Source organism: Naasia lichenicola (genome assembly GCF_004801885.1).
GTDB lineage: Bacteria > Actinomycetota > Actinomycetes > Actinomycetales > Microbacteriaceae > Naasia > Naasia lichenicola.
Window position 1 is genome coordinate 809,908 of record NZ_SSSM01000001.1, and the last position, 24,954, is coordinate 834,861.

The 24,954-nt window shown below is 70.0% G+C and carries 25 protein-coding genes; 10 read left to right on the plus strand and 15 right to left on the minus strand.

Annotated elements, in window-relative coordinates; translation table 11 throughout:
• Positions 1-599 precede the first annotated feature (599 nt).
• The 3 genes from E6C64_RS03840 to E6C64_RS03850 form a co-directional block, all read right to left on the minus strand.
• Complete coding sequence (locus E6C64_RS03840) at positions 600-1,091, minus strand: peptide deformylase (RefSeq protein ID WP_136426412.1); 492 nt, start codon at positions 1,089-1,091, stop codon at positions 600-602.
• The gene (locus E6C64_RS19335) at positions 1,084-2,673 is read right to left on the minus strand and encodes a MinD/ParA family ATP-binding protein (protein ID WP_233255438.1); all 1,590 of its coding nucleotides are present in this window, start codon (positions 2,671-2,673) and stop codon (positions 1,084-1,086) included. Before E6C64_RS19335 ends, E6C64_RS03840 begins: the two co-directional genes overlap by 8 nt.
• Before the next feature lie 245 nt (positions 2,674-2,918).
• The gene (locus tag E6C64_RS03850; protein ID WP_136426260.1) at positions 2,919-6,323 is read right to left on the minus strand and encodes a pyruvate carboxylase; all 3,405 of its coding nucleotides are present in this window, start codon (positions 6,321-6,323) and stop codon (positions 2,919-2,921) included.
• 99 nt (positions 6,324-6,422) lie between these two features.
• Between E6C64_RS03850 and E6C64_RS03855 the strand changes: the two genes are divergently transcribed.
• The gene (locus E6C64_RS03855) at positions 6,423-7,244 is read left to right on the plus strand and encodes a ParA family protein (RefSeq protein WP_136426261.1); all 822 of its coding nucleotides are present in this window, start codon (positions 6,423-6,425) and stop codon (positions 7,242-7,244) included.
• Between the two features lie 146 nt (positions 7,245-7,390).
• On the opposite strand, the gene E6C64_RS03860 is transcribed toward E6C64_RS03855, so the two are convergent.
• The 5 genes from E6C64_RS03860 to E6C64_RS03880 all read right to left on the minus strand — a co-directional run bounded on the left by E6C64_RS03860 (position 7,391) and on the right by E6C64_RS03880 (position 11,172).
• Positions 7,391-8,302: a cyclase family protein gene (locus tag E6C64_RS03860; protein ID WP_136426262.1), complete on the minus strand. Its 912-nt coding sequence runs from the start codon at positions 8,300-8,302 to the stop codon at positions 7,391-7,393.
• A gap of 195 nt (positions 8,303-8,497) precedes the next feature.
• Positions 8,498-9,043, minus strand: a complete 546-nt coding sequence (locus E6C64_RS03865; protein WP_136426263.1) for a MerR family transcriptional regulator — start codon at positions 9,041-9,043, stop codon at positions 8,498-8,500.
• Between the two features lie 202 nt (positions 9,044-9,245).
• Complete coding sequence (gene ftsR / locus E6C64_RS03870; protein ID WP_136426414.1) at positions 9,246-9,893, minus strand: transcriptional regulator FtsR; 648 nt, start codon at positions 9,891-9,893, stop codon at positions 9,246-9,248.
• Between the two features lie 62 nt (positions 9,894-9,955).
• Complete coding sequence (locus E6C64_RS03875; protein ID WP_136426264.1) at positions 9,956-10,498, minus strand: FHA domain-containing protein; 543 nt, start codon at positions 10,496-10,498, stop codon at positions 9,956-9,958.
• 41 nt (positions 10,499-10,539) lie between these two features.
• Positions 10,540-11,172, minus strand: coding sequence for a CDP-alcohol phosphatidyltransferase family protein (locus tag E6C64_RS03880; RefSeq protein ID WP_136426265.1), 633 nt, complete (start codon positions 11,170-11,172; stop codon positions 10,540-10,542).
• A gap of 94 nt (positions 11,173-11,266) precedes the next feature.
• Here E6C64_RS03880 and E6C64_RS03885 point away from each other — a divergent pair, with 94 nt between their 5' ends.
• From E6C64_RS03885 to E6C64_RS03895, 3 genes are all read left to right on the plus strand, one after another.
• Positions 11,267-12,361: a M4 family metallopeptidase gene (locus tag E6C64_RS03885; protein ID WP_136426266.1), complete on the plus strand. Its 1,095-nt coding sequence runs from the start codon at positions 11,267-11,269 to the stop codon at positions 12,359-12,361.
• Positions 12,362-12,370: 9 nt separating this feature from the next.
• Positions 12,371-12,628, plus strand: a complete 258-nt coding sequence (locus tag E6C64_RS03890) for a protealysin inhibitor emfourin (RefSeq protein ID WP_136426267.1) — start codon at positions 12,371-12,373, stop codon at positions 12,626-12,628.
• 68 nt (positions 12,629-12,696) lie between these two features.
• On the plus strand, positions 12,697-13,149 hold the full coding sequence (locus E6C64_RS03895; RefSeq protein ID WP_136426268.1) for a hypothetical protein: 453 nt from the start codon (positions 12,697-12,699) through the stop codon (positions 13,147-13,149).
• Between the two features lie 237 nt (positions 13,150-13,386).
• Here E6C64_RS03895 and E6C64_RS03900 read toward each other — a convergent pair whose 3' ends face one another.
• Complete coding sequence (locus tag E6C64_RS03900; protein ID WP_332908214.1) at positions 13,387-14,367, minus strand: NUDIX hydrolase; 981 nt, start codon at positions 14,365-14,367, stop codon at positions 13,387-13,389.
• A gap of 141 nt (positions 14,368-14,508) precedes the next feature.
• On the opposite strand from E6C64_RS03900, the gene E6C64_RS03905 reads away from it, so the two are divergent.
• A complete protein-coding gene (locus tag E6C64_RS03905; RefSeq protein ID WP_136426269.1) occupies positions 14,509-15,435 on the plus strand; it encodes an SDR family oxidoreductase in 927 nt (308 codons plus the stop codon).
• A 31-nt stretch (positions 15,436-15,466) separates the two neighbouring features.
• Here the strand turns inward: E6C64_RS03905 and E6C64_RS03910 are convergent, their stop codons facing one another.
• Positions 15,467-15,751 (minus strand): hypothetical protein, encoded by a 285-nt coding sequence (locus E6C64_RS03910; protein WP_136426270.1) that lies wholly within the window; start codon positions 15,749-15,751, stop codon positions 15,467-15,469.
• A gap of 175 nt (positions 15,752-15,926) precedes the next feature.
• Between E6C64_RS03910 and E6C64_RS03915 the strand changes: the two genes are divergently transcribed.
• Positions 15,927-16,664 (plus strand): Pr6Pr family membrane protein, encoded by a 738-nt coding sequence (locus E6C64_RS03915; protein ID WP_136426271.1) that lies wholly within the window; start codon positions 15,927-15,929, stop codon positions 16,662-16,664.
• Here the strand turns inward: E6C64_RS03915 and E6C64_RS03920 are convergent.
• On the minus strand, positions 16,558-17,955 hold the full coding sequence (locus E6C64_RS03920) for a flavin monoamine oxidase family protein (RefSeq protein WP_136426272.1): 1,398 nt from the start codon (positions 17,953-17,955) through the stop codon (positions 16,558-16,560). The genes E6C64_RS03915 and E6C64_RS03920 overlap by 107 nt on opposite strands.
• Before the next feature lie 126 nt (positions 17,956-18,081).
• Here E6C64_RS03920 and E6C64_RS03925 point away from each other — a divergent pair, with 126 nt between their 5' ends.
• Complete coding sequence (locus E6C64_RS03925; RefSeq protein ID WP_136426273.1) at positions 18,082-19,071, plus strand: FKBP-type peptidyl-prolyl cis-trans isomerase; 990 nt, start codon at positions 18,082-18,084, stop codon at positions 19,069-19,071.
• 106 nt (positions 19,072-19,177) lie between these two features.
• On the opposite strand, the gene E6C64_RS03930 is transcribed toward E6C64_RS03925, so the two are convergent.
• The 3 genes from E6C64_RS03930 to ybaK all read right to left on the minus strand — a co-directional run bounded on the left by E6C64_RS03930 (position 19,178) and on the right by ybaK (position 21,612).
• Positions 19,178-20,632 carry an FHA domain-containing protein gene (locus E6C64_RS03930; protein WP_136426274.1) on the minus strand — a complete coding sequence of 485 codons (1,455 nt, stop codon included), beginning with the start codon at positions 20,630-20,632 and terminating at the stop codon, positions 19,178-19,180.
• On the minus strand, positions 20,629-20,952 hold the full coding sequence (locus E6C64_RS03935; RefSeq protein ID WP_136426275.1) for a hypothetical protein: 324 nt from the start codon (positions 20,950-20,952) through the stop codon (positions 20,629-20,631). Before E6C64_RS03935 ends, E6C64_RS03930 begins: the two co-directional genes overlap by 4 nt.
• Before the next feature lie 162 nt (positions 20,953-21,114).
• Positions 21,115-21,612, minus strand: coding sequence for a Cys-tRNA(Pro) deacylase (gene ybaK / locus E6C64_RS03940; RefSeq protein ID WP_136426276.1), 498 nt, complete (start codon positions 21,610-21,612; stop codon positions 21,115-21,117).
• A 199-nt stretch (positions 21,613-21,811) separates the two neighbouring features.
• Here ybaK and E6C64_RS03945 point away from each other — a divergent pair, with 199 nt between their 5' ends.
• Positions 21,812-22,684: a Rho termination factor N-terminal domain-containing protein gene (locus E6C64_RS03945; RefSeq protein ID WP_136426277.1), complete on the plus strand. Its 873-nt coding sequence runs from the start codon at positions 21,812-21,814 to the stop codon at positions 22,682-22,684.
• A gap of 144 nt (positions 22,685-22,828) precedes the next feature.
• Entirely contained in the window at positions 22,829-23,842 is a 1,014-nt protein-coding gene (locus E6C64_RS03950) for a hypothetical protein (protein WP_136426278.1), read from the plus strand.
• 20 nt (positions 23,843-23,862) lie between these two features.
• On the opposite strand, the gene E6C64_RS03955 is transcribed toward E6C64_RS03950, so the two are convergent.
• Entirely contained in the window at positions 23,863-24,123 is a 261-nt protein-coding gene (locus E6C64_RS03955; RefSeq protein ID WP_136426279.1) for a hypothetical protein, read from the minus strand.
• Positions 24,124-24,277: 154 nt separating this feature from the next.
• Between E6C64_RS03955 and E6C64_RS03960 the strand changes: the two genes are divergently transcribed.
• Positions 24,278-24,880: a putative glycolipid-binding domain-containing protein gene (locus tag E6C64_RS03960; protein ID WP_136426280.1), complete on the plus strand. Its 603-nt coding sequence runs from the start codon at positions 24,278-24,280 to the stop codon at positions 24,878-24,880.
• Positions 24,881-24,954 lie beyond the last annotated feature (74 nt).

Here is a 24,954-nt window from a genome sequence, read left to right on the forward strand (position 1 = left end):
GCTGGTACCCGCCCGCGTTTTGTCCGCAGCGTCGCGTTGTGAGCGAGCAGTCGGTGAGTTGACCCGAATGGTGGGTGTTCGCGCCGAGCACCCACCATTCGCGTCACATCGCCAGCGCCGCACCCACCATCCGCCTCACGTCACCAACGAACGCCATCCGGGAACGCGACGGATTCACCCGACGGCACGTCCCACGGACCGTCCAGAGCGCCCTTGACCTGAATTCGTCCATCTGCGGTCCGTCAGCTGGACTGCTCGACCGGACCACGGCCAATGGTTCGATACGTCGCGCAGGCGTGCGCGACTACTCACCACTAGGGCTGCGAACGCTGGCGCGTCCGCGGGGCCATGCTTCGTCCGGTCGCGCCAGCGTGCGCGACCGCTCAGCATGACGGTCTGGAACGCTGGCGCGTCCCGGGACCATGGTTCGATACGTCGCGCTATCCCCGGCGCAAGCGTGCGCCGTGGGCCCAGTGCGCGACTACTCACCATTGAGCCTGCGAACGCTGGCGCGTCCGCGGGCCATGCTTCGTCCGGTCGCGCAAGCGTGCGCGACCGCTCAGCATGACGGCCTGGAACGCTGGCGCGTCCCGGGACCGTCAGAACCAATCACTCTCGCGGATCTCGCGCATGGCGTCGCGGCGGTTGTCCTTGTCGAGGCGGTCGAGGTAGAGCTTGCCGTCGAGGTGATCGACCTCGTGCTGCAGCGCTTGAGCCAACAGGCCCTCGCCCACCACTTCGACGGTGTTGCCATCGAGGTCGATTCCGGTCGCCCGGGCGGTGGGATACCGCAGCACCGGGTACCAGAGTCCGGGGACGGACAGGCAGCCCTCGCCCTCGAGCTCTGGCTCGCCGCTCAGCTCGGTGATCACCGGATTGATCAGGTATCCGACGACCTCGTCGACGTTGTAGCTGAACGCCCGCAGGTTGACGCCGATCTGCGATGCCGCCACCCCGGCCCGGCCGGGGATCCGCACCGAGTCGACGAGGTCGGCGACGAGGCCGCGCACGCGGTCGTCGATCGGCCCGATGGGCGCCGACGGCGTCTTCAGTACCGGATCGCCGAAGAGCCGGATCGGCCGCTCAGGCACCTCGGCGCGCGGGCAGACCGTCGAGCACGAGACCGGCGAGGGTGCGCGCGGCATCCTTGGTCACCTGCTTGAGGTCCTTGTAGCTGACCACCGAGCCCGCCGCGAGCAGCGGGTCGTACGGGATCCGGACGATGTCGCGGACTCGCGACTTGAAGTGCGACTCAATCTCGTCGAGCTTCACCAGGTTGGTGCCCTGGGTCGCCGTGTTGAGCGCGACGATCGCGTTCTTGACGAGCGCGCCGTAGCCGTTGGCCTCGAGCCAGGTGAGGGTCTCGGAGGCGAGCCGCGCCTCGTCGACGCTGCCGCCGGAGACGATGACCACGGAGTCGGCCCGGTTGAGGGTCGCCCGCATGACGGAGTGCACGATGCCGGTGCCGCAGTCGGTGAGCACGATCGAGTAGTAGCGGGCCGCGAGGTCGGCGACGACGTTGTAGTCGTTCTCGTCGAACGCCTCGGACAGCAGCGGGTCGGTGTCCGACGCGAGGATGTCGAGGCGCGTCTCATCGCGTGACACAAGCGTGCTGAAGTCGGTGAATCCCGTGATGCTGGCGGCGCGGTGCACGACGTCGCGCACCGTGGCGCGGGTCTGCTTGGTGACGCGCTCGGACAGGGTGCCGCGGTCGGGGTTCGCGTCGATCGCGATGATCCGGTCCTCGCGGGTGGTGGCGAGCGCCATCCCGAGCAGGGTGGTGACCGTGGTCTTGCCGACGCCGCCCTTGCGGGTGAGGATCGGCACGAAGCGACTGCCGCCCTCGAGCTGCTTGGCGATGCGGGTGTTGAGCTCCTTGCGGGCCCGCTCTGCGGCGGAATCCCCCAGGTTCAGCTGGTGGAAGGTGACCGCGTAGACGAACTTGTTCCAGCCACCGGTCGGCAGGTGGCGCTTCGCGTGCCCGGTGATGAGGCGGTCTGCGGTCAGCATCGATGCCGACTCGGGTCCCTCCTGGCGGGCACCGCGCAGGTGGTCGCGGCGGGTGATCTGGTTGCCCTCGGGCGGAGTGCTCGGCTCGAGGCGCGGGACCTCGCCGGTGCTGTGGCGGCGGTCGGCGCGGAAGGTCTCGACGCGCGGGATCTCGCCGGTGTTGCGGCGGTCCATCCGCGGGACCTCGCCGGTCGCGGCGAGCTGGCTCGTGAAGACCGGGCCGCCCAGCAGCGAGTCGTAGGCGCTGCCGGTGCGACGGAACGGCGCGGTGCGCGGGGACGGATCGACGGGCGGGGTCGAGTCGCCATCGTCGGACGACTCGGGTCCGCCGGTGGTGGGCAGGCTCGTGGTCGGCAGTCCCTGCGACTCGAGGGCGCCGCGCAGGTTGACCTCGCCGGTGAGGGTGGCGGGAAGAGTGGTGGGGGCGATGGCGACGTCGTCGATGCTCACGGCGCGCTCGTCGTCGGGGACGACGTGGGCGATCTCGGCGGGCATGTCGATGGTGACCGTGAGGCTGTCGGGAAGGCGCGATGCGAGTGCGGCATCCGACTCCTCGGCGAGCTCGCCGTGCAGGCGCTCGAACTCCAGCTCGTCGAACTCGGCGGAGGCCTTCTCGGTCTCGAGCAGCTGCCCGGCGGCCTCAGGCTTCTTGCGTCTGTTCATGACAGCGACAGCCCTTCCGTTCCTACTCCGTTGATGCGACCAGAGAACTTGATGCGTGAAGACGTTGAGTTGGTGACCCGACGCCAGCCTAGAACACCTATCTCAACAGGCGGTTAGGCGCGCGCTGAGGGGTATCAAATGGGGTGCCGGGTGATACCGCCGCGCGGGACCCATGCCCCCGATGCACCGCCCCCGATGCTCCCGCCCCGATCCTCCGCTCCCGATCCTCGGCGACCGCTGCGCCGTCAGGCCGAACCGACCTCCACGATCAGGTCGCCCGCTTCGACCTGCTGGGTGGTGGAGATGGCGATCCGCTTCACCGTTCCTGCCACGCCGACGGTGATGGCCGCTTCCATCTTCATGGCCTCGATGGATGCGACGCTCTGCCCTGCGGTGACGACGTCGCCGACGGCCACCTTGACGGTGACCACGCCGGAGAACGGGGCAGCGACGTGCCCGGGGTTGGCGGCGTCCGCCTTCTCCGCCGACGTGATGTCGACCGCGATGCTCTTGTCCCGCACGGGGAGCGGACGCAGCTGGCCGTTGAGGGTCGTCATGACGGTGCGCATGCCCTTGGCATCGGCCTCGCCGATCGCCTCGAGGCCGACGAACAGCTGAACGCCCTTGCCGATCCGCACCGTGTGCTCGAGCTCGGGGTCGAGGCCGTAGAGGTAGTCGGCGGTGTCGACGACCGAGAGATCGCCGTACTGCTCGCGGATCTGCTCGTAGATCTTCGTCGGGCCGGGGAACAGCAGCCGGTTGAGTGTCGCGCGCACCGTCGCACTGTCGGAGTCGAGGGCCGCACTGTCCTCCTCGAAGAGCTCGGCGACCGAGACGTCGACGGTTCTGCCCTCGAGCACCTTGCTGCGGAACGGCTCGGGCCATCCGCCCGGCAGATCGCCCAGCTCGCCGGCCATGAAGCCGATGACGGAGTCGGGGATGTCGAATCTCCCGGGGTTCTCCTCGAACTCCTTCGGGTCCGCCCCGACGGCGGCGAGGTGCAGGGCGAGGTCGCCGACGACCTTCGACGACGGCGTGACCTTGGGGATCCGTCCGAGGATGCCGTTGGCCGCGGCGTAGAGGTCCTCGATCAGCTCGAAGCGGTCGGCGAGGCCGAGCGCGATCGCCTGCTGGCGCAGGTTGGAGAGCTGTCCTCCGGGGATCTCGTGGTGGTAGACGCGCCCGGTGGGGCCCGGAAGGCCGGACTCGAACGGCCTGTACTGCGCGCGCACCGCCTCCCAGTAGGGCTCGAGGTCGGCGACGGCCTTCAGCGAGAGGCCCGTGTCGCGCTCGGTGTGGGCGAGCGCGGCCACGAGCGCGGAGGCCGAGACCTGACTGGTCGTGCCGGCCATCGACGCGCTGGCCACGTCGACGGCGTCGACGCCCGCCTCGCTGGCGGCGAGCAGGGTGGCGAGCTGACCGCCGACCGTGTCGTGGGTGTGCAGGTGCACGGGCAGGTCGAAGCGGTCGCGCAGGGCGGTGACCAGCTGCTTCGCCGCATACGGGCGCAGCAGTCCCGCCATGTCCTTGATGGCGAGGATGTGCGCGCCGGCCGCCACGATCTCGTCGGCGAGGCCGAGGTAGTAGTCGAGTGTGTACAGGTCCTCTGCCGGGTCGAGCAGGTCGCCGGTGTAGCAGAGCGCGACCTCGGCGACGGCGGTGCCCGTCGCGACGACCGCCTCGATGGCGGGTCGCATCTGGTCGACGTCGTTGAGGGCGTCGAAGATCCGGAAGATGTCGACGCCGGTCGCGGCGGCCTCGCGGACGAACGCGTCGGTCACCTTGGTCGGATAGGGGGTGTAGCCGACGGTGTTGCGGCCGCGGAGGAGCATCTGGATGGCGACGTTCGGCAGCGCCTCACGCAGCTTGGCCAGTCGCTCCCATGGGTCCTCGCCGAGGAAGCGGAGCGCGACGTCGTAGGTCGCCCCGCCCCATGCCTCGACGGAGAGCAGCTGCGGCGTCAGCCGAGCGACGTAGGGCGCCACCGCGACGAGGTCACGGGTGCGAACCCGGGTGGCGAGCAGGGACTGGTGCGCATCGCGGAAGGTGGTCTCCGTGACCGCGACCGCGGTCTGGGCGCGGAGGGCGGAGGCGAATCCGTCGGGGCCGAGCTCGAGCAGCTGCTGACGGGAGCCGGCCGGAGCGGGCTGGCCGAGGTCGACGTCGGGCAGCTTGCTGGCCGGATGCGCTCCGGTCGGACGGGGACCGTTCGGCTGGTTGACCGTGACGTCGGCGAGCCAGCTGAGGATCTTGGTGCCCCGGTCCTTCGACTGACGGGCGTGCACCAGGTTCGGCCGCTCGTCGATGAACGACGTGCTGAGGTCGCCGGCGACGAAGGACGGATCGTCGAGGACGGCCTGCAGGAAGGGGATGTTGGTGGTGACGCCGCGGATCCGGAATTCGGCCAGCGCGCGCTTCGAGCGGGCGACGGCGGACGGGAAGTCGCGCGCTCGGCAAGTGAGCTTGGCGAGCATGGAGTCGAAGTGCGGGCTGATCTGCGCACCCGATGCGACCGTGCCGCCGTCGAGGCGGACGCCGGCTCCGCCCGGTGAGCGGTAGGTGGTGATCTTGCCGGTGTCGGGGCGGAAGCCCTGGGCGGGGTCCTCCGTGGTGATCCGGCACTGCAGAGCGGCACCCCGGAGCGTGATGTCCTTCTGCTCGAGGCCGAGCTCCTGCAGGGTCTCCCCCGCCGCGATCCGCATCTGCGACTGCACCAGGTCGACATCGGTGACCTCTTCGGTGACCGTGTGCTCGACCTGGATGCGCGGGTTCATCTCGATGAAGACGTGCGTGCCGGCGCGGTCGCCGACCGTGTCGACGAGGAACTCGACGGTGCCCGCGTTCACGTAGTGGATGGACTCCGCGAACTTGATGGCGTCGCGGTGCAGGGCGTTCCGCAGCTCGTCGGTGAGGTTGGGTGCCGGCGCGATCTCGACGACCTTCTGGTGGCGGCGCTGCACCGAGCAGTCGCGCTCGAACAGGTGCACCGTGGTTCCGGCGGCGTCGGCCAGGATCTGCACCTCGATGTGCCGAGGGCGCAGCACCGCCTGCTCGAGGAACATGGTGGCGTCGCCGAAGGCGCTGTCCGCCTCGCGCATGGCGGCCTCGAGGGCGGCCCGCAGGTCCTCCTTCCTGTCCACCCGGCGCATGCCGCGTCCGCCTCCGCCCGCGACCGCCTTGGCGAAGATGGGGAAGCCGATGTCGTCGGCCTGGCTGAGCAGCAGGTCGATGTCGGAGCTCGGAGGGGTGGACTGCAGCACCGGGACGCCCGCCTTGATGGCGTACTCCTTGGCGGCGACCTTGTTGCCGGCCATCTCGAGGACCTCGTAGCCGGGTCCGATGAAGGTGATCCCGGCGTCTCTGGCCGCGTGGGCCAGGTCGGGGTTCTCGCTGAGGAATCCGTAGCCGGGATAGATGGCGTCGGCGCCCGACTCCTTGGCGACCCGGATGATCTCCGAGACGTCGAGGTAGGCGCGCACCGGGTGGCCCGGCTCGCCGATCTGGTACGACTCGTCGGCCTTGAGCCGATGCATCGAGTTGCGGTCCTCGTAGGGAAAGACGGCCACGGTCCGGGCGCCCAGTTCGTACGCGGCGCGGAATGCCCGGATGGCGATCTCGCCACGGTTCGCCACGAGGATCTTGCGGAACACGAGGGCCCTCTCGTCGTCCCCGGACGACCTTCAACGGAGTGCGCGGCTGGCCCGTCGGGGTTTAGGTTTCCTCAGACTACTGAAGGTATCGTTGGGGCCGTGCATGTGCTGAGCGTCAGCTCTCTCAAGGGGGGCGTGGGGAAGACGACGGTCACACTCGGACTTGCTTCCGCCGCTTTCGCTCGCGGCCTCAGCACGCTCGTGGTGGACCTCGATCCGCAGTCCGACGTGTCCACCGGCATGGACATTCAGGTGCAGGGTCACCTCAACGTCGCCGACGTGCTCGCCTCCCCCAAGGAGAAGGTCGTCCGGGCGGCGATCGCGCCGAGCGGCTGGACCCGCGGCCGCGCCGGCAAGGTCGACGTGATGATCGGCAGTCCGTCCGCCATCAACTTCGACGGCCCACATCCGAGCATCCGCGACATCTGGAAGCTCGAAGAGGCGCTCGCCGGCGTCGAGCAGGACTACGAGCTCGTGCTCATCGACTGCGCCCCGTCGCTCAACGCGCTGACCCGCACCGCGTGGGCGGCCAGCGACCGCGTCGCCGTCGTCACCGAGCCCGGCCTGTTCTCCGTCGCCGCCGCCGATCGCGCCCTGCGTGCCATCGAGGAGATCCGCCGCGGCCTCTCCCCTCGCCTGCAGCCCCTCGGCATCATCGTCAACCGGGCGCGCGTGCAGTCCCTCGAGCACCAGTTCCGGATCAAGGAGCTGCGCGACATGTTCGGGCCGCTCGTGCTCAGCCCGCAGCTGCCCGAGCGCACCTCGCTGCAGCAGGCCCAGGGCGCAGCGAAGCCCCTGCACATCTGGCCGGGCGAGAGCGCGCAGGACATGGCGCGGATGTTCGACCAGCTGCTCGAGCGCGTGATGCGCACCGGCCGCGTGGGCGAGTACGGCGAAGCCCCGGCCAAGGCCCGCCGCTAGCCCAGCAGCTCGGCGCCTCTTCCACCGTTCAGGTGATCTTCACGGTTCAGGCTTTCGACCACGGATCAGGCGAAAATCGCCTGAACGGTGTTCGATGTCGCGGAATCGCCTGATCCGTGAAGATCGCCTGATCCGTGAAGGGTGGGTCAGCGGATCGTGGCGAAGGCTCGGACCGGGAAGGTGCCGAAGGCCTCGACCTTCGGCGGCACCGCGGTGAAGGTGGCTCCACGAGGCGGGACGTCGCCGAGGTTCGTCAGGTGCTCGACGATCGGGATGCCGGCGGCGAGCAGCAGCGAGTGGGCGGGCCGCTCCCCCGCAGCGTCCGCGGTCATCGAATCGATGTTGATCGAGTCGATGCCGACGAGTCCGACGCCCTGCTCGACCAGGTATCGGGCGCCGGCCTCGGTCAGAAACGGTGCAGGATCCCCGTACGCCGGGGTGCCGAAGTGACGATCCCACCCGGTGTGCAGCAGCACCGCTGCTCCTGATACCTCGCGGTCGTAGAAGACCTCGGCGGGGATCCCCCGCTCGGTCGCACCGGGAAGGCGGATCAGCTCGATGCGCACGTCCACCACCCCCTCGAGCAGCAGGCCTGCCAGATCCCCTCCATCGGCATAGCGGTGGTACGCGGTGTCGAGGTAGGTGCCGGTGTTCGCGATCATCTCGATCCGCGGGATCTCGAACTCGGTGCCCGCCGCGTAGACGCTGCGCGAAGCCTCGCGGCTCAGGTGCGCGGTCATCCGCGGCACTGGCATCCCCGGCATGGTGACGAGCCCGTCCCGGATGACATGGCTGAGGTCGACGAGTCGGCGCGGAGCGGGCGCATCGACCTGAGCGACGATGCCCCGGCTGCCCGTGTGCGCCTCCTCCACGATCTGCAGTCCCGAGAGCTTCACCGATCCGACGAGAGCGAGACCTAGGTGCTGCACGAGCAGTGCTCCGATTTGCGCCTGGTCGACGTCCCCGCTCGGCAGGTCGAGTCGAAAGCCGTGCGCCGAAAGGCCTCCGCCGTTGACGAAGGAGATCTCGGCATCGAACACGGCACGGTACTGGGGCATGCGTCCAGCCTTTCAGCCCGTGTCGGAGTCGGCCGCCGCTATCGGGTCGGCCAGCGACGATCCACCGCCAGCGATCGTCTTCGAGCAGGGCACTCCAGACTGCGCCGCCCGGTTAACGCCGAAAGCGACGGCTGGGGCCGTCGCTCTCGGGTGGTGCGCCGCGCAATGCGCGGGGTGGGATCTGTGGGGCGGCGCCTATGAGGCGGTGCGGTTGGCGCGGCGAGCAGCGAGCTCGTCACTGGGATCGGCCGACTGGGCGTCGAGCTCGACGAGGCTGGATTCGACCTCGCGGAGCACGCGGCCGACGGCGATGCCGAACACGCCCTGACCGCGGCTGACGAGGTCGATTACCTCGTCGTTCGAAGTGCAGAGGTAGACGCTCGCGCCATCGCTCATCAGCGTGGTCTGCGCCAGGTCGGTGACACCCGACTCGCGCAGCTGCTCGACGGCGGTCCGGATCTGCTGGAGCGAGATGCCGGTGTCGAGGAGGCGCTTGACGAGCTTGAGGACGAGCACGTCGCGGAAGCCGTAGAGGCGCTGCGAGCCCGATCCGGCTGCACCGCGGATGGTCGGCTCGACCAGTCCTGTGCGTGCCCAGTAGTCGAGCTGGCGGTAGCTGATTCCTGCCGCGCGAGCCGCGATCGCTCCCCTGTAGCCCTCGTTGTCATCGAGGTCGGGCATGCCATCCGTAAACAGCAGCCCGAGGTCGTAGCGATCGTCGCTACGGCTGAGTTCACTCATGAAGCTGCCTTCCGTGCGATTACGCACATTTCCGGGGACTTCTCAAAGGTATCGACCCGAGGCGGCACCGGCAACGACATCGGCCCTGTGAGTTGGGCGTGTCGCGCGTTTCTGCGGTGCTTTCGTGTCCCCAATTCGGGCTCGGCCAGCCTAGCCGACGCGACGTCGGCTCACACCGACGATTGCGCGATCGGGGGCGCGCTCAGCCGCCGATGCGCTCGAGTGCGCTGCGGATCAGACTCGCCCGCACGACGTCGAGCTGCGCGGCGAGCTCGAGGGCCAGCTCCGCGCCGCGCGCGCGACTCGACGAGTCCCGGCGCTTGATGATCGGCAGAACGGCCGTCTCCAGCAGGGCGACCTCGCGCTCGGCCGACGCGCGGAAGCCGCGCAGATGGCGCGGCTCGATTCCCACGTCGCCGAGCTCGACGAGCGCGCGGAGGACGCCGAGGGCATCGTCGCTGAAGGTGTCGCCGGCCGCGATCAGCGAGGCGCTGATGGCCTCGTCGAGCTGCCATGAGTTGGCGCCGGCTTCGCGCAGCAGCTCCTCCCGCAGGTAGCGTCGCTCGCCGCTCAGCATCGAGGGCCCGGCCGTCGTCGTGGGCATGGTCGGCTCGCGACCCGCGTCGAGCTCGGCCAGCTGGGTGCGGATGATCTTCAGCGGCAGGTAGTGGTCCCGCTGCATCGTGAGGATGAGGCGGAGCCGGTCGATGTCGCGTGGGGAGAACTTGCGGTAGCCCGACTCGGTGCGTGCCGGGAAGACGAGCCGCTGCTCCTCGAGGAAGCGCAGCTTCGACGGCGAGAGGTCGGGGAACTCGGGCTTGAGCCGCGCGAGCACCTGCCCGATGCCCATCAGCGCCTGCTGCTGCGGAACCGCAGCGGGCGTGATCGAGCGAGCGAGCGGAGACGACACGGTCAGCGGGCTCCCGCAGCGGCGAGGTCGTGGCGCGATGCGTAGAAGGTGAGGCGGAACTTGCCCACCTGCACCTCGGCCCCGTCCGTGAGCAGAGCGGTGTCGATGCGGACGCCGTCGAAGTAGGTGCCGTTCAGGCTCCCCAGGTCCTTGACCTCGAAGACGGTGCCGTGCCGGATGAACTGCGCGTGCCGACGCGAGACCGTCACGTCGTCGAGGAAGATGTCGGCGCTCGGATGACGACCGGCGACCGTCAGGTCGGCGTCGAGGAGGAACCGGGCACCCGTGTTCGGGCCGCGACGGACGACGAGGAGAGCCGACCCCGACGGGAGCGCTCCGACCGCCTGCTGCTCCTCGGTGTTGCTGCGCTGATCCAGCGCGGCCACCTGCTGGAGGAACTCGTCGCCGAACGACGCCGTCGTGTCGGTGCTGAGGTGTGACGCCCTGCGAGGATCGCCAGCACTCGGATCCGACCCCTGAGGGCCGGGCTGACCGCCCTGCCAACCGGCACCGGGTCCGCTCTGCCTGTCACGCGGATCGACCATATGTGGCTACCTCCTCTTTGCGCTCCAGGGTAACGGATCCGTCAGACCGACTCGCCCCGGGGAATCCTGCATACCCTAACGGTCTCTATGGCGTACACGATTCCCGCCCACCAGTAGAGGAAGGCCCCCCAGGCGGCGAACGCCCAGCCGACGGGGTTGGCGACGAACTGGATGTCGGGGAAGGCCTGCCCGAGCACGAGCACCGGAAGCGCGTAGAAGAGGCAGAAGGTGGCGACCTTGCCGAGGTGGTGGACCGGCAGCGGACCGTAGCCGTGATTGGCGAGCGTGATGCCGAGCACGATGAGCAGGAGGTCGCGCGAGACGATGACGATGACCAGCCACCAGGGCACGAGATCGCGGGATGCGAGACCCAGCAGGGTCGCGAGCAGGTAGAGGCGATCGGCCGCCGGATCGAGGAGCTGGCCGATCCGGGTGACCTGGTTGAAGCGACGGGCGATCTGGCCGTCGAGGAAGTCGGTGAGGCTCGAGACGACGAGGATGACGAGCGCGACGAAGTCGTTGCCGTTGACCAGGTAGAGCAGGAAGACGGGCACGAGCGCGAGCCGGAAGAAGCTCAGCACGTTGGGGACCGTGAGGATCCGGTTGCTGATCTCCGGCTCGGCGGGAGTCTTCACCGCATCGCCGTCGGAGCCCGCCTTCGACTCCGAATCCATATGCCCTACCTTATGGGCGGCGCTGTTTCGATGGGCGCACGCCAGGCGGCCGGTGGCTCTCGCGTCGTCGGAGGACTGGACTAGCGTCCTCCTTATGCGATGCAGCATCGTTCCGCCCTACCTGCTGGCCCGGATCGCGGCGAGCGCCGACGATCGTGCGATGCCGGTCGTCGCACGGGCTGCGCGACGCGCGCTCGTCGAGAGCATGCCGGTCCGCCTCGCCCGGAACGCCGCTCCCGAGGCGTTCCGAGGCAGGGACTTCGGCACCGAGCGGAGAGATCTCAGGGCGGCCACGCGATCCCCGCAGCGGACGATCTCGGACGCCGAGTCGACCGAGACCCTGCCCGGTCATGTGGTGCGTCGCGAGGGAGCCGCGCCGGTCGGCGATGCGGCGGCCGACGAGGCCTACGACGGACTCGGGGCCACCTTCGCGCTGTACGACGAGGTGTTCGACCGCGACTCCATCGACGACCGCGGTCTGCCGCTCGACGCCACCGTGCACTACGGCGAGGAGTACGACAACGCCTTCTGGGACGGCACGCGGATGGTGTTCGGCGACGGGGACGGCGAGATCTTCCGGCGCTTCACCGTCTCGATCGACGTCATCGGGCACGAGCTCACCCACGGCGTCACCCAGTTCACGGCGGGGCTGCTCTACCAGGGCCAGTCAGGAGCGCTCAATGAGTCGATGAGCGACGTCTTCGGGGCGATGGTGGCGCAGCACCAGCTGGGTCAGAGCGTCGAGCAGGCGACCTGGCTGATCGGCGCCGGGCTGTTCACCGACCGCGTCGAGGGCGTGGCGCTGCGCTCGATGAAAGCTCCCGGAACGGCCTACGACGACGACATCCTCGGCAAGGATCCGCAGCCCGCCCACATGGACGAGTATGTGGACACGCCTGACGACGACGGCGGGGTGCACATCAACTCCGGCATCCCGAACCGGGCGTTCCAGCTCGCGGCGACCGCGATCGGCGGCACGTCGTGGACCGGCGCAGGTCCGGTCTGGTGGGCGGCGCTGCGGTCCGCAACTCTCCGGCCCGACGCGGACTTCGCCGCATTCGCGGGTGAGACCGTCGCCGCCGCGACGACCGCCTTCGGGCAGGGATCCCTCAAGCGGGAGGCGGTCGTGGATGCCTGGCGCACGGTCGGCATCGAGCCGGCGCACCCGTTGCCCGAGCCGGCCGAATAGAGGCGTGCCGTGATCACGATCACCATCACGCGCACGGGCGGCTTCGCCGGCATCAGCCGCCAGTGGACCCTGCAGATGGAGGCGACCGAGTGGCGCGAGCTGGTGAGCGCGGCAGCCCCTCCCCCACCATCCGCACCGGACGGGTCGGCCGATCGCTTCGTCTACCGGATCCGTGGCGGGCGGCGCTCTCTGACGATCCCCGACTCCCACCTCGACGGTCCATGGCGCGAGCTGGTGGATCGCGCGCGCAGCGCCGGCGAGCCGTGACCCCCCGCCGACACGCTCGACACGCGCGATGCCTTCGCCCTGTCGGACGCCGCCGGTAGCGTCGACGCATGTCGTGCATCCGCTTCAACACGTCCGCCATGCGCGCCCAGATGCGCGAGGGTCAGCGCTTGGGCCTCACCAGCGGGGACGCGGCGCTGCTGCATCTCTCCCCCGCCGTGACGCCGAGCAAGATCGAGCGCCTGCGCCTGCTCGCCGTCAACGCCAATCCGCGGATCCGCGAATCGGTCGCGAGCAGCCGCAACACCCCCGCCGACCTGTTCGAGCTCCTCGCTCGCGATCCCGATGAGGGTGTGCGGGCATGCGTCGCCCGCAACGAGACCACCCCGTGCGATCTGCTGCGCGAGCTCGCCGCCGACAAGAGCGAGAAGGTGCGCGGCTGGGTCGCCCTCAACTACTTCGTGCCCGACGACGCCATGCAGCTGCTGGCGGCCGATCGCAGCAAGGTCGTCCGCGGTCTCGCCGCCTGGAAGGCGACCGTCGCGGAGCCCGCCTCCGTCTGAGCCTGCCGTCGAGCCTGGGCCGTCGGGTGGCCGTCGGATGGGTGGGGTCTCCTGAATTCAGGCCGAAGTGCGGAATGCAGGTCGATTCACAAGATATGGCCGGAGAACGGCACTTCGTCCTGAATTCGTCATGGTGAGTTCAGGTCCTGGTGGGAGATGCCGGACCCGTCGGCCTTCCTGATCCTGTTTTCCGCGCCACCTCGAGAATGCGGGACGCGAGTGGCGTGCCGGACGCTGTCAGCTATCCAGCGTGTCGATCAGCTCGAGCAGCGCGCGTGGGCCGACGACGCGTGCACCCAGTGCCCGCACCGAGTCGGCGAGCGCACGATCGGCCGTGACCACCACGGTCACGGAGTCCGAGTGCTCGGCGGCCAGGCTCACCAGCTCGCGGATCCGCGAGTCGCCATCCGTCGACGCCAGCTCGATGGTCAGACCCGCTGAGGAGGAGCCGCCGCCCGCCGATGCGCCAGTCGCCGCGCTCCCGGACGCACTCGGGGATGGGATCGTGGCTTGCTTCGCCTCGCCCTCGAGCACCAGCACGAGGCGCGGCCACCAGGTGTGCCCTGGCAGCTCCAGCAGCGCAGCGGGGACTCCCCGCGCTGCCAGGCGCTCGAGCGATGCAGCCAGCCTCTGCGCGGCACCGGGCCGGTCCTTCCACCAGGCATCGGGTCGTGAGCCGACCACGTTGGCGGCGTCGATGATCAGCGTGGGGGCTGCTCGCAGCTGAGCCCGCAGCTCCGGCCATGAGGCGGCGAACCCCGGATGCAGGGGCAGGTCGTCGACCTCGTCGATGGGCACCCAGGCGAGCGCGATGCTCTCGGCATCGCCGATCACCGGCTCGAAGCGCTCCTCCACCGAGGCCACGACGGTCGTGTAGGTCCAGACGTCGAGGTCGAGCACGCTGGTGAACTGCACCCGGAGCCGGTCACCCGGGACGCCCGCCTCCTCGGCGGCCTCGCGGATGGCGCCTTCGACCGCGGACTCGTCCGAGTGCCGCGCGCCGCCGGGAAGTCCCCATGTGCCGCCGAAGTGGCTGTAGCCGGCGCGATGCTGGAGCAGCACTCCTGCATCGGGCGCGTGCACGAGGAGTCCGGCGGCGCCGAACGCACCCCAGAATCGACGTCCGTCGGGCAGCATCACCCACTCATCCCCCGACCCCAGCGGGCGTCGAGGCATCGGGGCGCCCTGAGGCAGCACCGAGTCGGACGGAATGCTCACGCTTCAGCCTGTCACACGCACGATGGCCGTCCGCCCTCCGTGGGTCAGCCTTCGTGACGGCCGACGGTCACGTTCGATTCAGGAAGGCCCCCTGCCGGGGGCGCTCACCCCGATCCCAGGAAAGGCGGCCACGGTGAACACATGGCAAGCGACCAGACAGCACCCGATCAAACAGCGCCCGATCAATACGTGTTCAGCGATCCGACGACGCGCTACCCGAGGATCAGCCCACCGGAGCAGCACCAGGACGAGCCCGGACTCCAATCGAGGATGACGCCGGTGCCCGACCTCGGCGAGGACAGCTACCGCGGCACCGGGCGACTGACCGGGCGCCGCGCGCTCATCACCGGCGCCGATTCGGGGATCGGCGCGGCCGTGGCGATCGCCTTCGCCCGCGAGGGCGCCGACGTCGCCCTCTCCTACCTTCCCGCCGAGCAGTCCGACGCCGACCACGTGGTCGAGCAGATCGAGGCCGCGGGACGGAGGGCGCTGCCCCTGCCCGGCGACATCCGCACCTCCGAGTTCTGCCGCTTGCTCGTCGCGGACGCGGTGGAGGGACTCGGAGGACTGGACATCGTCGTCAACGTCGCCGGCAAGCAGATCGTCCAGGAGCGACTCGAGGACCTGAGCGACGAGCAGTTCGAGGCGACCTTCCAGACCAACGTCTTCGCCATGTTCTGGATCATCAAGGCGGCGCTGCCCCATCTGTCCGCCGGCTCGACCATCATCAACACCGCCTCGCTCGAGGCCTACACCCCGGCGCCGATGCGCATCGACTACGCGACGACCAAGGGCGCGATCAACAACTTCTCGAAGGGTCTCGCCCAGCAGCTCGCTCCGCGCGGCATCCGGGTCAACGTCGTGGCGCCCGGTCCGACCTGGAGCGCCCTGCAGGTCACCGACGGAGTCCCCACCGAGGAGCTGCCGGAATTCGGCTCCGAGACGCCGCTCGGCCGCGCGGGCCAGCCCGCGGAGCTCGCCCCCGCGTACGTCTTCCTGGCATCGCCGGAGTCGAGCTTCGTGCTCGGGACCACCCTCACGGTGACCGGCGGCATGCCCACCCCATAGATCGCGGGCGAGATGTCGCTGGTCCGCTGCGCTACTCGTAGCAGCGCATCAGGACCCAGCCGGAGTCCAGCTCGGATTCCGCGATCTCGAACATCAGCGAGTGGCCGCCCGATGTGGTGCCCTGGAAGCGCCATCCCACGACCCGTCGGGCGGCATGGGTGAGCTCCACGGCCCACGCGTCCTCGGCGAGCGGGGTCGGGGTGTCGGTCACCCGATAGCGCACCTGATCCCAGACCAGTCGCACGGGCACATTGTCGACGAGCCATACGGCCACCTCGACGGCGGACGGGATGGACCGCACGGATTCGATGCTCACGAGAACCTCCGAGATCGGGCGATCGGCCTCCGGCTGCCGAGCTGATGGATGCGAGAGATTCGAATATAGGTTCGAATGACCATCAAGGGCAAGAGCGTCCGAGCGTGTCGACGCGGTCGATGCGCGCGGGGGTGTCCAGAGAGCGCCGTGCGAGCGCGCGGTATTCTCGACGACCATGTCCCCGCGGCGCGCGATCGGCATCGCCCGACTCCTCGCGGCGACGATCGGGGTCATCGCCCTCGTCTCGCGGTTCGGCTACGGGCTGGGATTCCGCAGCTTCTTCGCGGTCAACTTCTTCGGCTACCTCACCATGCAGAGCAACATGGCCGCGGTGGTGGTGGCCACCATCGCGGGGGTCACCGCGCTCCGCGGTCGGGATGAGGGCCGGCTTCTCACGGCTGCACGCGGCGCCGTCACGTGCTTCGTGATCGTCGCCGGCATCGTGTTCGCCCTGCTCGTCACCCAGGGGCCCGCGCAGGGCTACCGCATCGATGTGCCATGGTCCGACCAGGTTCTGCACTTCTGGCTGCCGTCGTTCGCGCTCCTCGACTGGCTGCTCTCGCCCGGACGCGGCCGGCTGGGCTGGCGGGTGCTGTCTCTGGTGATCGGCTATCCGACCGTGTGGGGCATCATCACCAGCATCCGCGGCAGGCTCGTCGGCTGGTACCCGTACTTCTTCCTCGACCCCGCCCAGTCCGGGTATCCCGGGACGTTCTTCCTGTTCTCGGCCGGATCGCTCGCGCTCTTCGCGGCCGTTGCCACGGGGCTCATCCTCGCGAGCAGGCATCGCCCGCTGCTGGAGGTGATCAGGCTCCGACGAATGGCGCGAGGGCCGTCATCAGAGCGTCCGACAGCTCTCCATCCGACAGCGCCGACATCGACGAGGCCGCCTCGCCGCCGACGAGGCCGATGAGCACAGGCGATCCGGTGATCGGCATCAGGTTCACCCAGTCGGTGACGATGAAATCACTGCCCAGCACGGACCACTGCACCGCATCCGTCGACCAGAACGCCTCGTCGAAGCGCACCCAGACGGATTCGACGTCGCCGAATCCGAGTTCGGCGATCGCCGCCCGCTGATCGAACGGCAGCGGAGGCTCGATCTCGATCGCCTGCGCCTTGAGCACCCCGAGCGGCACCGTGAGGATGACCCGATCGAAGGTCACCGATTCGCCGGTGCCGAGTCGGAGGCTCACGGCGTCGTCGGTGCGGGAGATCGAGAGCACGGCGGTCGAGAGCCACACGGCGCTCGAGCCCAGCAGCTCGGTCACCAGCTCGGACACTCCGCCAAGGGCGACGGTGTCGGCGGCCGGAGGCAGGGTGTCGAGCCCGTACCAGGACGAGAGATCGGCGGGCTCCGCTCCCACGGAGTCGGTGATCCGCCGACGCAGCTCGGCGGTGAGGTAGTCGATCGGCGCCGGTGGATCGCCCGGGGCGAGGTTGCCCGCACCGGAGCCGTCGAGCGCGTCGCCGAGACCCAGGTCCTCCGGCCGATCGGCCGCCCACTGGGCGGCGGAGGCGATGGCGGACGCGCCGGCGTCTCGGTCCTCGGCGGTCTCCCCCGTCGGCGTGAAGAGCGCAGGCGGCGAGGAGAGGGGGGCCACGCCGTCGCCGACGGAGCGGATCACGTCGGCGTCCTGGTCGGAGGCGAAGCGTCCCGCGCCGAGTTCGACGCCGACCGGCCAGCCGTCGGGAGCCGTCGAGTGGATCCGGCCGCCGATCCGGTCGCGGGCTTCGATGACGGTCACGTCGTAGCCCGCCGCAGCCAGCACGGCGGCGGCCGAGGCCCCCGAAGCGCCCGCTCCCACGATGGCGATGCGGTCGCTCGGCAGCGAGGATGCGTCGGCCTGGTTCGCGGCCCGCGCACCGGACGCGATGGCGCCCGTCACGGTGCCGGGCGCGTCGTCGTCGGTGGCCTCGCCGGCGAAGAAGAGCCGACCGTCGATGGCCTGGCGCAGAGCGATCCGCTGGTCGGGCGACGACCCCGTCGCGAGGAAGCTGTGGGTGCCGCGGGAGAACGGATCGTCGGCCCATGCGCTGCGCAGGATGTCGGCGGGGATCGGCACGGCCGTGGGAGTCGTGCTCGGCAGCGGGGCGGAGGTCGTCGGAGGGGGCGTGACGCGGTCGGGCTCGCAGGCGGTCAGCACCAGCACCGAGAAGCCGGCCGCCGCACCGGCGAGGAACGTCCGTCGCGAGAAGCTCATCCTGGCGTCAGCCTAGCGTCGCCGACCTGCGGACCGGCAGGGCCTGGTCAGGCGTTCCATAGACACCCCGCCTAGTGTGTCCGAGTCTGTGCCTCGGCACCCTCATCCTCAGCAGAAAGCGAATACGTGCGTCTTCACCGCTCCACCGCCCTGTCCATCGCCTCCGTCGCAGCGGTCGCCGCCCTCCTCGCGGGGTGCTCGTCAGGGGATGCGCCGACGCCGACGACCACGACCACCGCGGCGGCTGCCGTCGACGCGTGCGAGGCGACCTCGGGCAGCGCGTCGGAGTCGGTGACCGTCACCGGCGACTTCGGCGTCACCCCCACGGTGGACTTCGCCGCGGGGATCACCGCGGATGTCACCGAGCGCACCGAGATCGTCACCGGCACCGGCCCCGAGATGACGACGGGCCAGACGGCGATCATCGGCTACTCGATCTACGACGGCACGACGGCCGAGCTCGTGGACACGGTCGGGATGGACGGCGGCGACCCGGCCGCCATCCCGGTCGACACCAGCACCTACCTCACCGGCCTCATCAAGACCTTCGGCTGCGAGCCGACGGGCACCCGTGTCGTGTCGGTGGTGCCCGCCGCCGAGGCGTTCGGCGAGCAGGGCAACGAGACCCTCGGCGTCAGCCCAGGCGACTCGCTCGTCATGGTGATCGACGTCAAGCCGATCCGCGCGACCGGCGCCGACCAGCCCGTCGTCGAAGGCCAGCCGGCCGTCAGCCTCGCCGAGGACGGCACTCCGAGCATCGCGATCCCCGCCACGGCCCCGCCCGCCGATCTGCAGGTGACGGTGCTCAAGAAGGGCACGGGCTCCGCCCTCACCGCCGATGCGACCGCCTATGTCCAGTACGTGGGCGAGAAGTGGTCGGATGGCACGATGTTCGACGAGTCGTGGACCACCGGCGTCCGGAACTTCCCCCTGGCCAACGTCGTCCCCGGCTTCTCGCAGGGCCTCACCGGGCAGACGATCGGCTCACAGGTGCTCATCGTCATCCCGCCGGGGCTCGGCTACGGCGAGGCGGGCAGCAGCGACAACGCCCTGGCCGGGGAGACCCTCGTCTTCGTGGTCGACATCCTGACCGCGACGGCCAGCGCAGCCCAGTAGCCCGTCAGCACCGGGTGCGCTGACGCCAGACACGAGATGCCACTTTCCGTCCCTACAACCGCGGTTTGGGGACGGAAAGTGGCATCTCGACTGCTGAGCGGGGCGGTCAGACTCCGACGATGGTGACCGTCAGGGCGCCGCCGAGCTCGAAGACGTCGCCGGGGAAGCCGACGATCGGCGCCTCGGACGGAAGCCGCACGGTCGGTGTGCCGGCCCGCGTGAGCAGCGTCCCGTTGGTCGAGCCCATGTCGCGCATGAGCACCTGATCGCCGTCGAGGCGGACCTCGAGGTGGTTCCGCGAGATGTCGGTCATGCCGACATCGAGGGTCACCAGGCGCGGCTCGTCGCCGTAGGCGTAGAGGATCGAGGGGCTGCGACCGATCAGGATCGTTCCCGTGATGGGCAGGCGCTCACCGGTCGAGAGAACGAGGGTCGCCGCCGCGAGGTTCTCCTCCGGCGCGTCGGCGATCGAGCGCAGCAGCGGGTCGCCGCGCACGATCGTCTCCTCGATCCGGTCCTCGTCATCGCTCACCGGAGCGGGCTCGGCTCGCTCGAGCGGGGTGTAGTCGCTGACGCCGGGCATCACGCTCGGGCTCCATGCCCGGTCGTAGGCCTCGGTCTCGCCCGGTCCGAACTCGCCGTCGAGGTCGTCGTCGGCGGGCTCCTCCACATCGGGCCCCGCGTCGTACGGCGACTCGTAGGCGTCGAACTGCGCGGGAGTGGGCGCGGAGGCGGGAGACGGATCGAACAGTCCGGCGAGAGCGCTGACCCCGTCGTCCTCGGGCTGCGCGTCGCGCGGGTCGATGACGGTCTCGCCGTTCATGATCGCGTCGAAGTCGGGAACCTCATCGAGGGACTGCACGCGCTCGGCGGGCAGCTGCGGCTCGGCGACGGGCGCGCTCGCAAAGGTGGGGATGCGCTCGTGGGTCGAGGAGTCGATGCCCGACGAGGTGGACTCGTCGAAGAAGTCGTCATCCTCGTCGGCCGAGTTCTCCTGGACGTCCGTCGGACGTGAATCCTGGCCGACGTTCGAGGCGGCATCGCCGGACGACTCGTTGTACGTCTCGCCGAACGACTCGTTGTACGTCTCGTTGTACGTCTCGTCAGGCTGGCCGGCAGGCTCGCCGACCGACTCACCGACCGACTCTTCTGGGGCGGGCGCACCGATGAGGCTGGAGTCGATCGACGGCGGCACGAAGGCCGAGTACGCCGGCGCTTCGACCACGGGCGGGGCGACGGGCGGCGTCACCGGCGGAGCGGCAGCGGCGGGCGCGGGAGTCGGCGCGGACACCGGCGCCGCAGCTTCGGGCGCAGGCGTCGCGGCGGCCGCACCGCGGCCGCGAGGCCGGACGATCACACCGCCGAAGCCTGCCGCGATCACGCCGACCTCTGCCGCGTCCTCGGGCACCGTGGCGCCGGGAGCGCCGCTGCGGTCGACGAACACCGCCTCGAGGCGTCCGCTCGACACGATCCGCACGCGGTCTCCCACGCGCGCCACGATCACGTAGTCCTGCGCGTCGTCGAAATCATCGAACACACTGTCCGTTGCCGGAGTGCTCATGCCTTGTACCCCTCGTTCACCACGTCTGCGTATTGAGTGACCGATTCGCCGTGCGCGTCCTCGACGAGAAGCGCGTAGCGCCGGCTCTGACAGGGGAATGTGTGCGTGGTGCTGTAGTCCACGCCTACCTCGCTACCGAAATTCTTCGGGTCATCGGTCTCCAGACCAAAGTACGCGATGGACGCCCCCGAACCCGTCCACTTGAGCATGATGTCGGGAGACTGGTCGCGATCCGACACGGATACGGGGGCTCCAAGGGATGGCAGCATCGCCATCCCGCCCGCGCCGCGAGCTGTCCTGTGCACTTCGACGCCGCCCATCGAGGATCGCCCGGCGTTCCGGCCCCTGATCATTCGAGCTCGGGACCGTCCGGAATGGCCCTCACCCTAGCGGCTGGATGCACGCCGACGCAGGTCCTTGCGCCGGACGGTTCCGCCCGGTCCGAGCGTCCGGACGCGCCGCCGATCGCCGGTGCAATCCGGTCAATCCCGGGCGATGACGGAGACGAACGCAGTGAGCGCGTGGACGAGGTCGGCCGGCGCGAGTTCGACCTCGAAGCCGCGGCGGCCGCCCGAGACATGGATGGTGCCGTGCTCGAGGGCGCTCGCATCGAGCACCGTGCGCAGCCTGCTCCTCTGGCCGAGCGGACTGATCCCGCCGGTGACGTACCCGGTGCGGCGTTCGGCGAGCTCCGGCGGCGCCATCTCGCATCTCTTGGCGCCCAGGGCGGAGGCCAGCGCCTTGAGGTCGAGTCGGCACGGGACGGGCACGATGCCGAAGGCCAGCTCGCCATCCGCCTGCACGACGAGCGTCTTGAACACGCGCGAGGGATCGACGCCCAGTGCCTCGGCCGCCTCCAACCCGTAGCTGGGGTGTGCGGGATCGTGCTCGTAGCTGTGGGTGGAGTGGGATACGCCGAGGCGGAGCAGCTCGGCCACCGCCGGGGTCGCGACGCCTGAGGGTCGCTTCGCACGCGCCATGCCGTCACGATACCGATCGGCCCAGGTGCGGACCGAACCCGTGATGGGAGCCGGTGGGCGTCGGATCGTGACGAGGCTCTCTGCCATGGCGGGGAGCCCGCCTCTACGATGAGAGGTCCCGCGACCGTCGGCTCGTATTCCGACGCTCACGAGCTCCTGTCGGGCTCGCGGACCGTGAACTCGAGCGAAGGACTCCCCCATGGCGAAGTCGGATGCGAAGAAGCCGGATGACAAGAAGCCGGCCTCAAGGAAGCCGGATGACAAGAAGCCGGGCGGCAGGAAGAACGAGCTGAAGAAGGCGGATGTGAAGGCTGCGAAGGAGCGCGCGAAGAAGGCCGCGGCCGAGGCGAAGCGCTCGGCGGAGAAGGCTCGGAGCAAGGCGGCGAAGATCGCCAAGCACGCCGCGAAGACCGCGAAGGCCGCCGCCGCCAAGGCCGTGGCACAGGCCAAGGCGGAAGCCGTCAAGGCCAAGGCGGAGGCATCGAAGGCCGCGCGCAAGGCGAAGAAGGCGGCCGAGTCGCAGCGGGCTGCTGCCGCCTCGGCGCTCGAGGCGAAGTCCGCACCGGTGCTGAGCATCGTCGAGTCCGACGATTCGGATACTGCCTCCACCACGGCCGGCGACGCCCAGTCCCACGAGGCGACGTCGGATGCGCCGACGCTCGTCGCCGTGCCGGACCTCGTTCCCGACCCGGCTGCCGATGGATCCGTGAACGGACCGGCCGCCGATGGAGAGACCGACGGACGAGCCGCTGGATCGACAGCCGACCCGGCGGACGGGGAAGGTTCCGCCCCCGAGCACTCGAGCGCGCCCGTTCTGGAGATCGTCCCGACGCAGCCCGCAGACACCGCGGAAGCTGCAGCCGCGAACCCCTCGCCGTCGGACTCGGCCGAGCCGACCAGTCCCGCCCACCTCACCGCGGTCGAAGCGACACCGCCACTCCCCGCGCCTCCCGGCGACGGCCCCGACCTCAGCTGGACGCTCGTCCGCCTGCGCGCGCTGGCCAAGGAGCGAGGCCTGGTCGGCTATTCACGGCTCGACAAGCAGCGACTGGTGGAGGCGCTGCGCGACTGATCGGCCTCCGAGGCAGCGCCGTCCCACGCCGGGCTCCGCTCCATCCGGTGAGCAGCGCACCCTCGACGCCTGCCTGAAGGTCGGCCGTCCGCCGCGCCGAGCCTGCTCGCCCGCCGAGCTGACCGGGTCCGTGAGACTGGCGAGATGTCCCGCCCGTCGCCGAAGGCAGCTTCACGCACGACCGTCTCGCTGTCGGATGAGGAGATCAGGAGTCGACTGCCGCTCGGGTCCGCGCTCGAGGTGGTCCGACGCTCGATGCTCGATGCCGAGGCGGGCACGTTCATCGCCCCCGCACGTGTGCACGAGGACGCGGATTCCGACTCGGATCAGGGTCGGCCTCGCCGAGGTCCGATCCACAGCGTTGCCCGTGGAGCCGGCTGGTACGGCTACGCGTCCACCGAGGGTGCCGCCTTCTCGAGCGGTGCGCAGGGCGGGCGGGAACCGGTCGATTCGGTCGTGATGGTGCGGGACGGCGAGACCGACGAGCTGCTGTCGATGGCGGTGGGCTCGGAGCTCGCCCGGCTTCGCCGCCTCGCCACCGTCGCACTCGCCGTCGACGCCCTGGCCGCACCGGACGCGGAGACGCTCGCCGTTCTCGGCGGCGACCCTCAGCTCGCGGATCTGATCGCGGCCATCTCCTCGGTCCGTCCTCTCACGGCCATCAGCCTCGTCGACGCCGGTGCGGAGGCGGCAGATCTGCGCGCGTCCAGCGCCGACTCAGCGGTGGTCGCCGTGGCTGGGGCGGATATGGACGGGGTCCTCGGCGCCCTGGCGCAGGCATCGATCGTGCTGGTCCTGACCGCCGAGACGCTCGCCGACGCCGCCATCGACGCCGCCATCGATGCGTCCGCGCTGGCACCGGGGGCCGCCGTGATCGCGCTCGCCGATGCGGTCCCCGCCATCGACGGAGTCCTTGCGGTGCCGACGCCGGGCCTGCTGGCCGACCTGGAGCGCCTGTTCACCGACTCCCCCGCGCAGCTGGAGGCCGACCGGCTGCCGACCGCCCTCGAACGGCGCCGCGACGAGATCCTCCCTCTTGCATCGGCGCTCGCAGGACGACCTCCGCGGAGCACACCATCCGATCGCCTCGGGATGATCTGCGTGGGGCTCGCCGGCGCCGACGTGTTCCTGCTCCAGCACCTGGCCCGCCGGGTCTGACGAGCGGCATCCGACCCCGATCAGCGCTTGCCGTTGACGGGACCCTGACGGGCGTGCGCCGCGATGTAGCTGCGGTGGGCGCCCTCGACGGCCGCCTTGAGGGAGCGGTAGTAGCCGAGGAGCTCCCGCTCGCTCGAATGCTGCGCCCAGGTGACCGCGCGGTAGCCGCGCTCCCCTTTGATCTCCAGGGCGACGATGATCGCGTACGGGCGCGAGCCGGAGTCGAGCAGATGCCACTGCCACGGCTCGACCTCGGTCGCGGAGAGGATCGGATGCCACACGGACTGCTCCTCGTGCTGTCGAGTGATGAGGACTCGCCCACAGCGGCCGGAGAGCCGGCTGCCATGGGTCGAGCGTGCGTCCGGCCCCGCGTGGTCCCATCGTAGGCATCCGCTCCGACACAGCGCCCCCATCGGCGTCTGCTTGGATGCGTGGATGGACCCGCGCACCGACCCGATCGACGAGGCGGTGAGGACCTCCGCCGTCCGGTCCCTCGCCTGGACCGCCACGGACGGGGTCGGCCTCGAGCGGGCGACGGTCGAGATGGCCGAGGAGGGCGCGGTGCTGCGCGGCAGCGTCGTCCGCGACGACGAGGCGGTGTACCGCATCAGCTACGAGGTGCGGGTGGACGCGCGGTGGACGACCCGCTCCGTGACCGTGTTCGACGACGAGACGGGTCGGTCGCTGCAGCTGCGCTCCGAGGGGAACGGCCGATGGATCGACGCGGACGGGGCGCCGCTCGATCGGCTAGACGGCGCCGTCGACGTGGACATCAGCGCGACGCCCATGACCAACACCCTGCCGGTCCGACGGCTCGGTCTCGCGATCGGCGAATCCGCTGACATCGTCACCGCCTATGTCCTGGTCACGGAGCTCGGGACGGATCGCGGAGTTGAGCTCGATGCTCAGCGGTACACCCGCACCGGCGAACTCGAGTACCTCTACGAGTCGCGCAGCAGCGATTTCCGGCGCACCGTGCAGGTCGACGAGGACGGATTCGTCCTGGAGTATCAGGACGCGTTCCGCCGCACCGAGTGACACTGCTCAATGCCGCCGACGGGGGCGCCGCGCGCCCAGGAAGCGGCTCCCCAGGAAGCGGCTCCCCAGGAAGT

Coding starts and splice junctions, on each gene's coding strand:
- E6C64_RS03875 (WP_136426264.1), bottom strand. CDS start 10,498: ATGGTCGATCCGCGTGACAGGCAGAGCGGACCCGGTGCCGGTTGGCAG.
- E6C64_RS03935 (WP_136426275.1), bottom strand. CDS start 20,952: ATGGGCGGCGTCGAAGTGCACAGGACAGCTCGCGGCGCGGGCGGGATG.
- E6C64_RS03920 (WP_136426272.1), bottom strand. CDS start 17,955: ATGAGCTTCTCGCGACGGACGTTCCTCGCCGGTGCGGCGGCCGGCTTC.
- E6C64_RS03930 (WP_136426274.1), bottom strand. CDS start 20,632: ATGAGCACTCCGGCAACGGACAGTGTGTTCGATGATTTCGACGACGCG.
- E6C64_RS03945 (WP_136426277.1), top strand. CDS start 21,812: ATGGCGAAGTCGGATGCGAAGAAGCCGGATGACAAGAAGCCGGCCTCA.
- E6C64_RS03895 (WP_136426268.1), top strand. CDS start 12,697: ATGTCGTGCATCCGCTTCAACACGTCCGCCATGCGCGCCCAGATGCGC.
- E6C64_RS03960 (WP_136426280.1), top strand. CDS start 24,278: ATGGACCCGCGCACCGACCCGATCGACGAGGCGGTGAGGACCTCCGCC.
- E6C64_RS03950 (WP_136426278.1), top strand. CDS start 22,829: ATGTCCCGCCCGTCGCCGAAGGCAGCTTCACGCACGACCGTCTCGCTG.
- E6C64_RS03905 (WP_136426269.1), top strand. CDS start 14,509: ATGGCAAGCGACCAGACAGCACCCGATCAAACAGCGCCCGATCAATAC.
- E6C64_RS19335 (WP_233255438.1), bottom strand. CDS start 2,673: ATGAACAGACGCAAGAAGCCTGAGGCCGCCGGGCAGCTGCTCGAGACC.
- E6C64_RS03880 (WP_136426265.1), bottom strand. CDS start 11,172: ATGGATTCGGAGTCGAAGGCGGGCTCCGACGGCGATGCGGTGAAGACT.
- E6C64_RS03915 (WP_136426271.1), top strand. CDS start 15,927: ATGTCCCCGCGGCGCGCGATCGGCATCGCCCGACTCCTCGCGGCGACG.
- E6C64_RS03885 (WP_136426266.1), top strand. CDS start 11,267: ATGCGATGCAGCATCGTTCCGCCCTACCTGCTGGCCCGGATCGCGGCG.
- E6C64_RS03865 (WP_136426263.1), bottom strand. CDS start 9,043: ATGAGTGAACTCAGCCGTAGCGACGATCGCTACGACCTCGGGCTGCTG.
- ybaK (WP_136426276.1), bottom strand. CDS start 21,612: ATGGCGCGTGCGAAGCGACCCTCAGGCGTCGCGACCCCGGCGGTGGCC.
- E6C64_RS03860 (WP_136426262.1), bottom strand. CDS start 8,302: ATGCCCCAGTACCGTGCCGTGTTCGATGCCGAGATCTCCTTCGTCAAC.
- ftsR (WP_136426414.1), bottom strand. CDS start 9,893: ATGGGCATCGGGCAGGTGCTCGCGCGGCTCAAGCCCGAGTTCCCCGAC.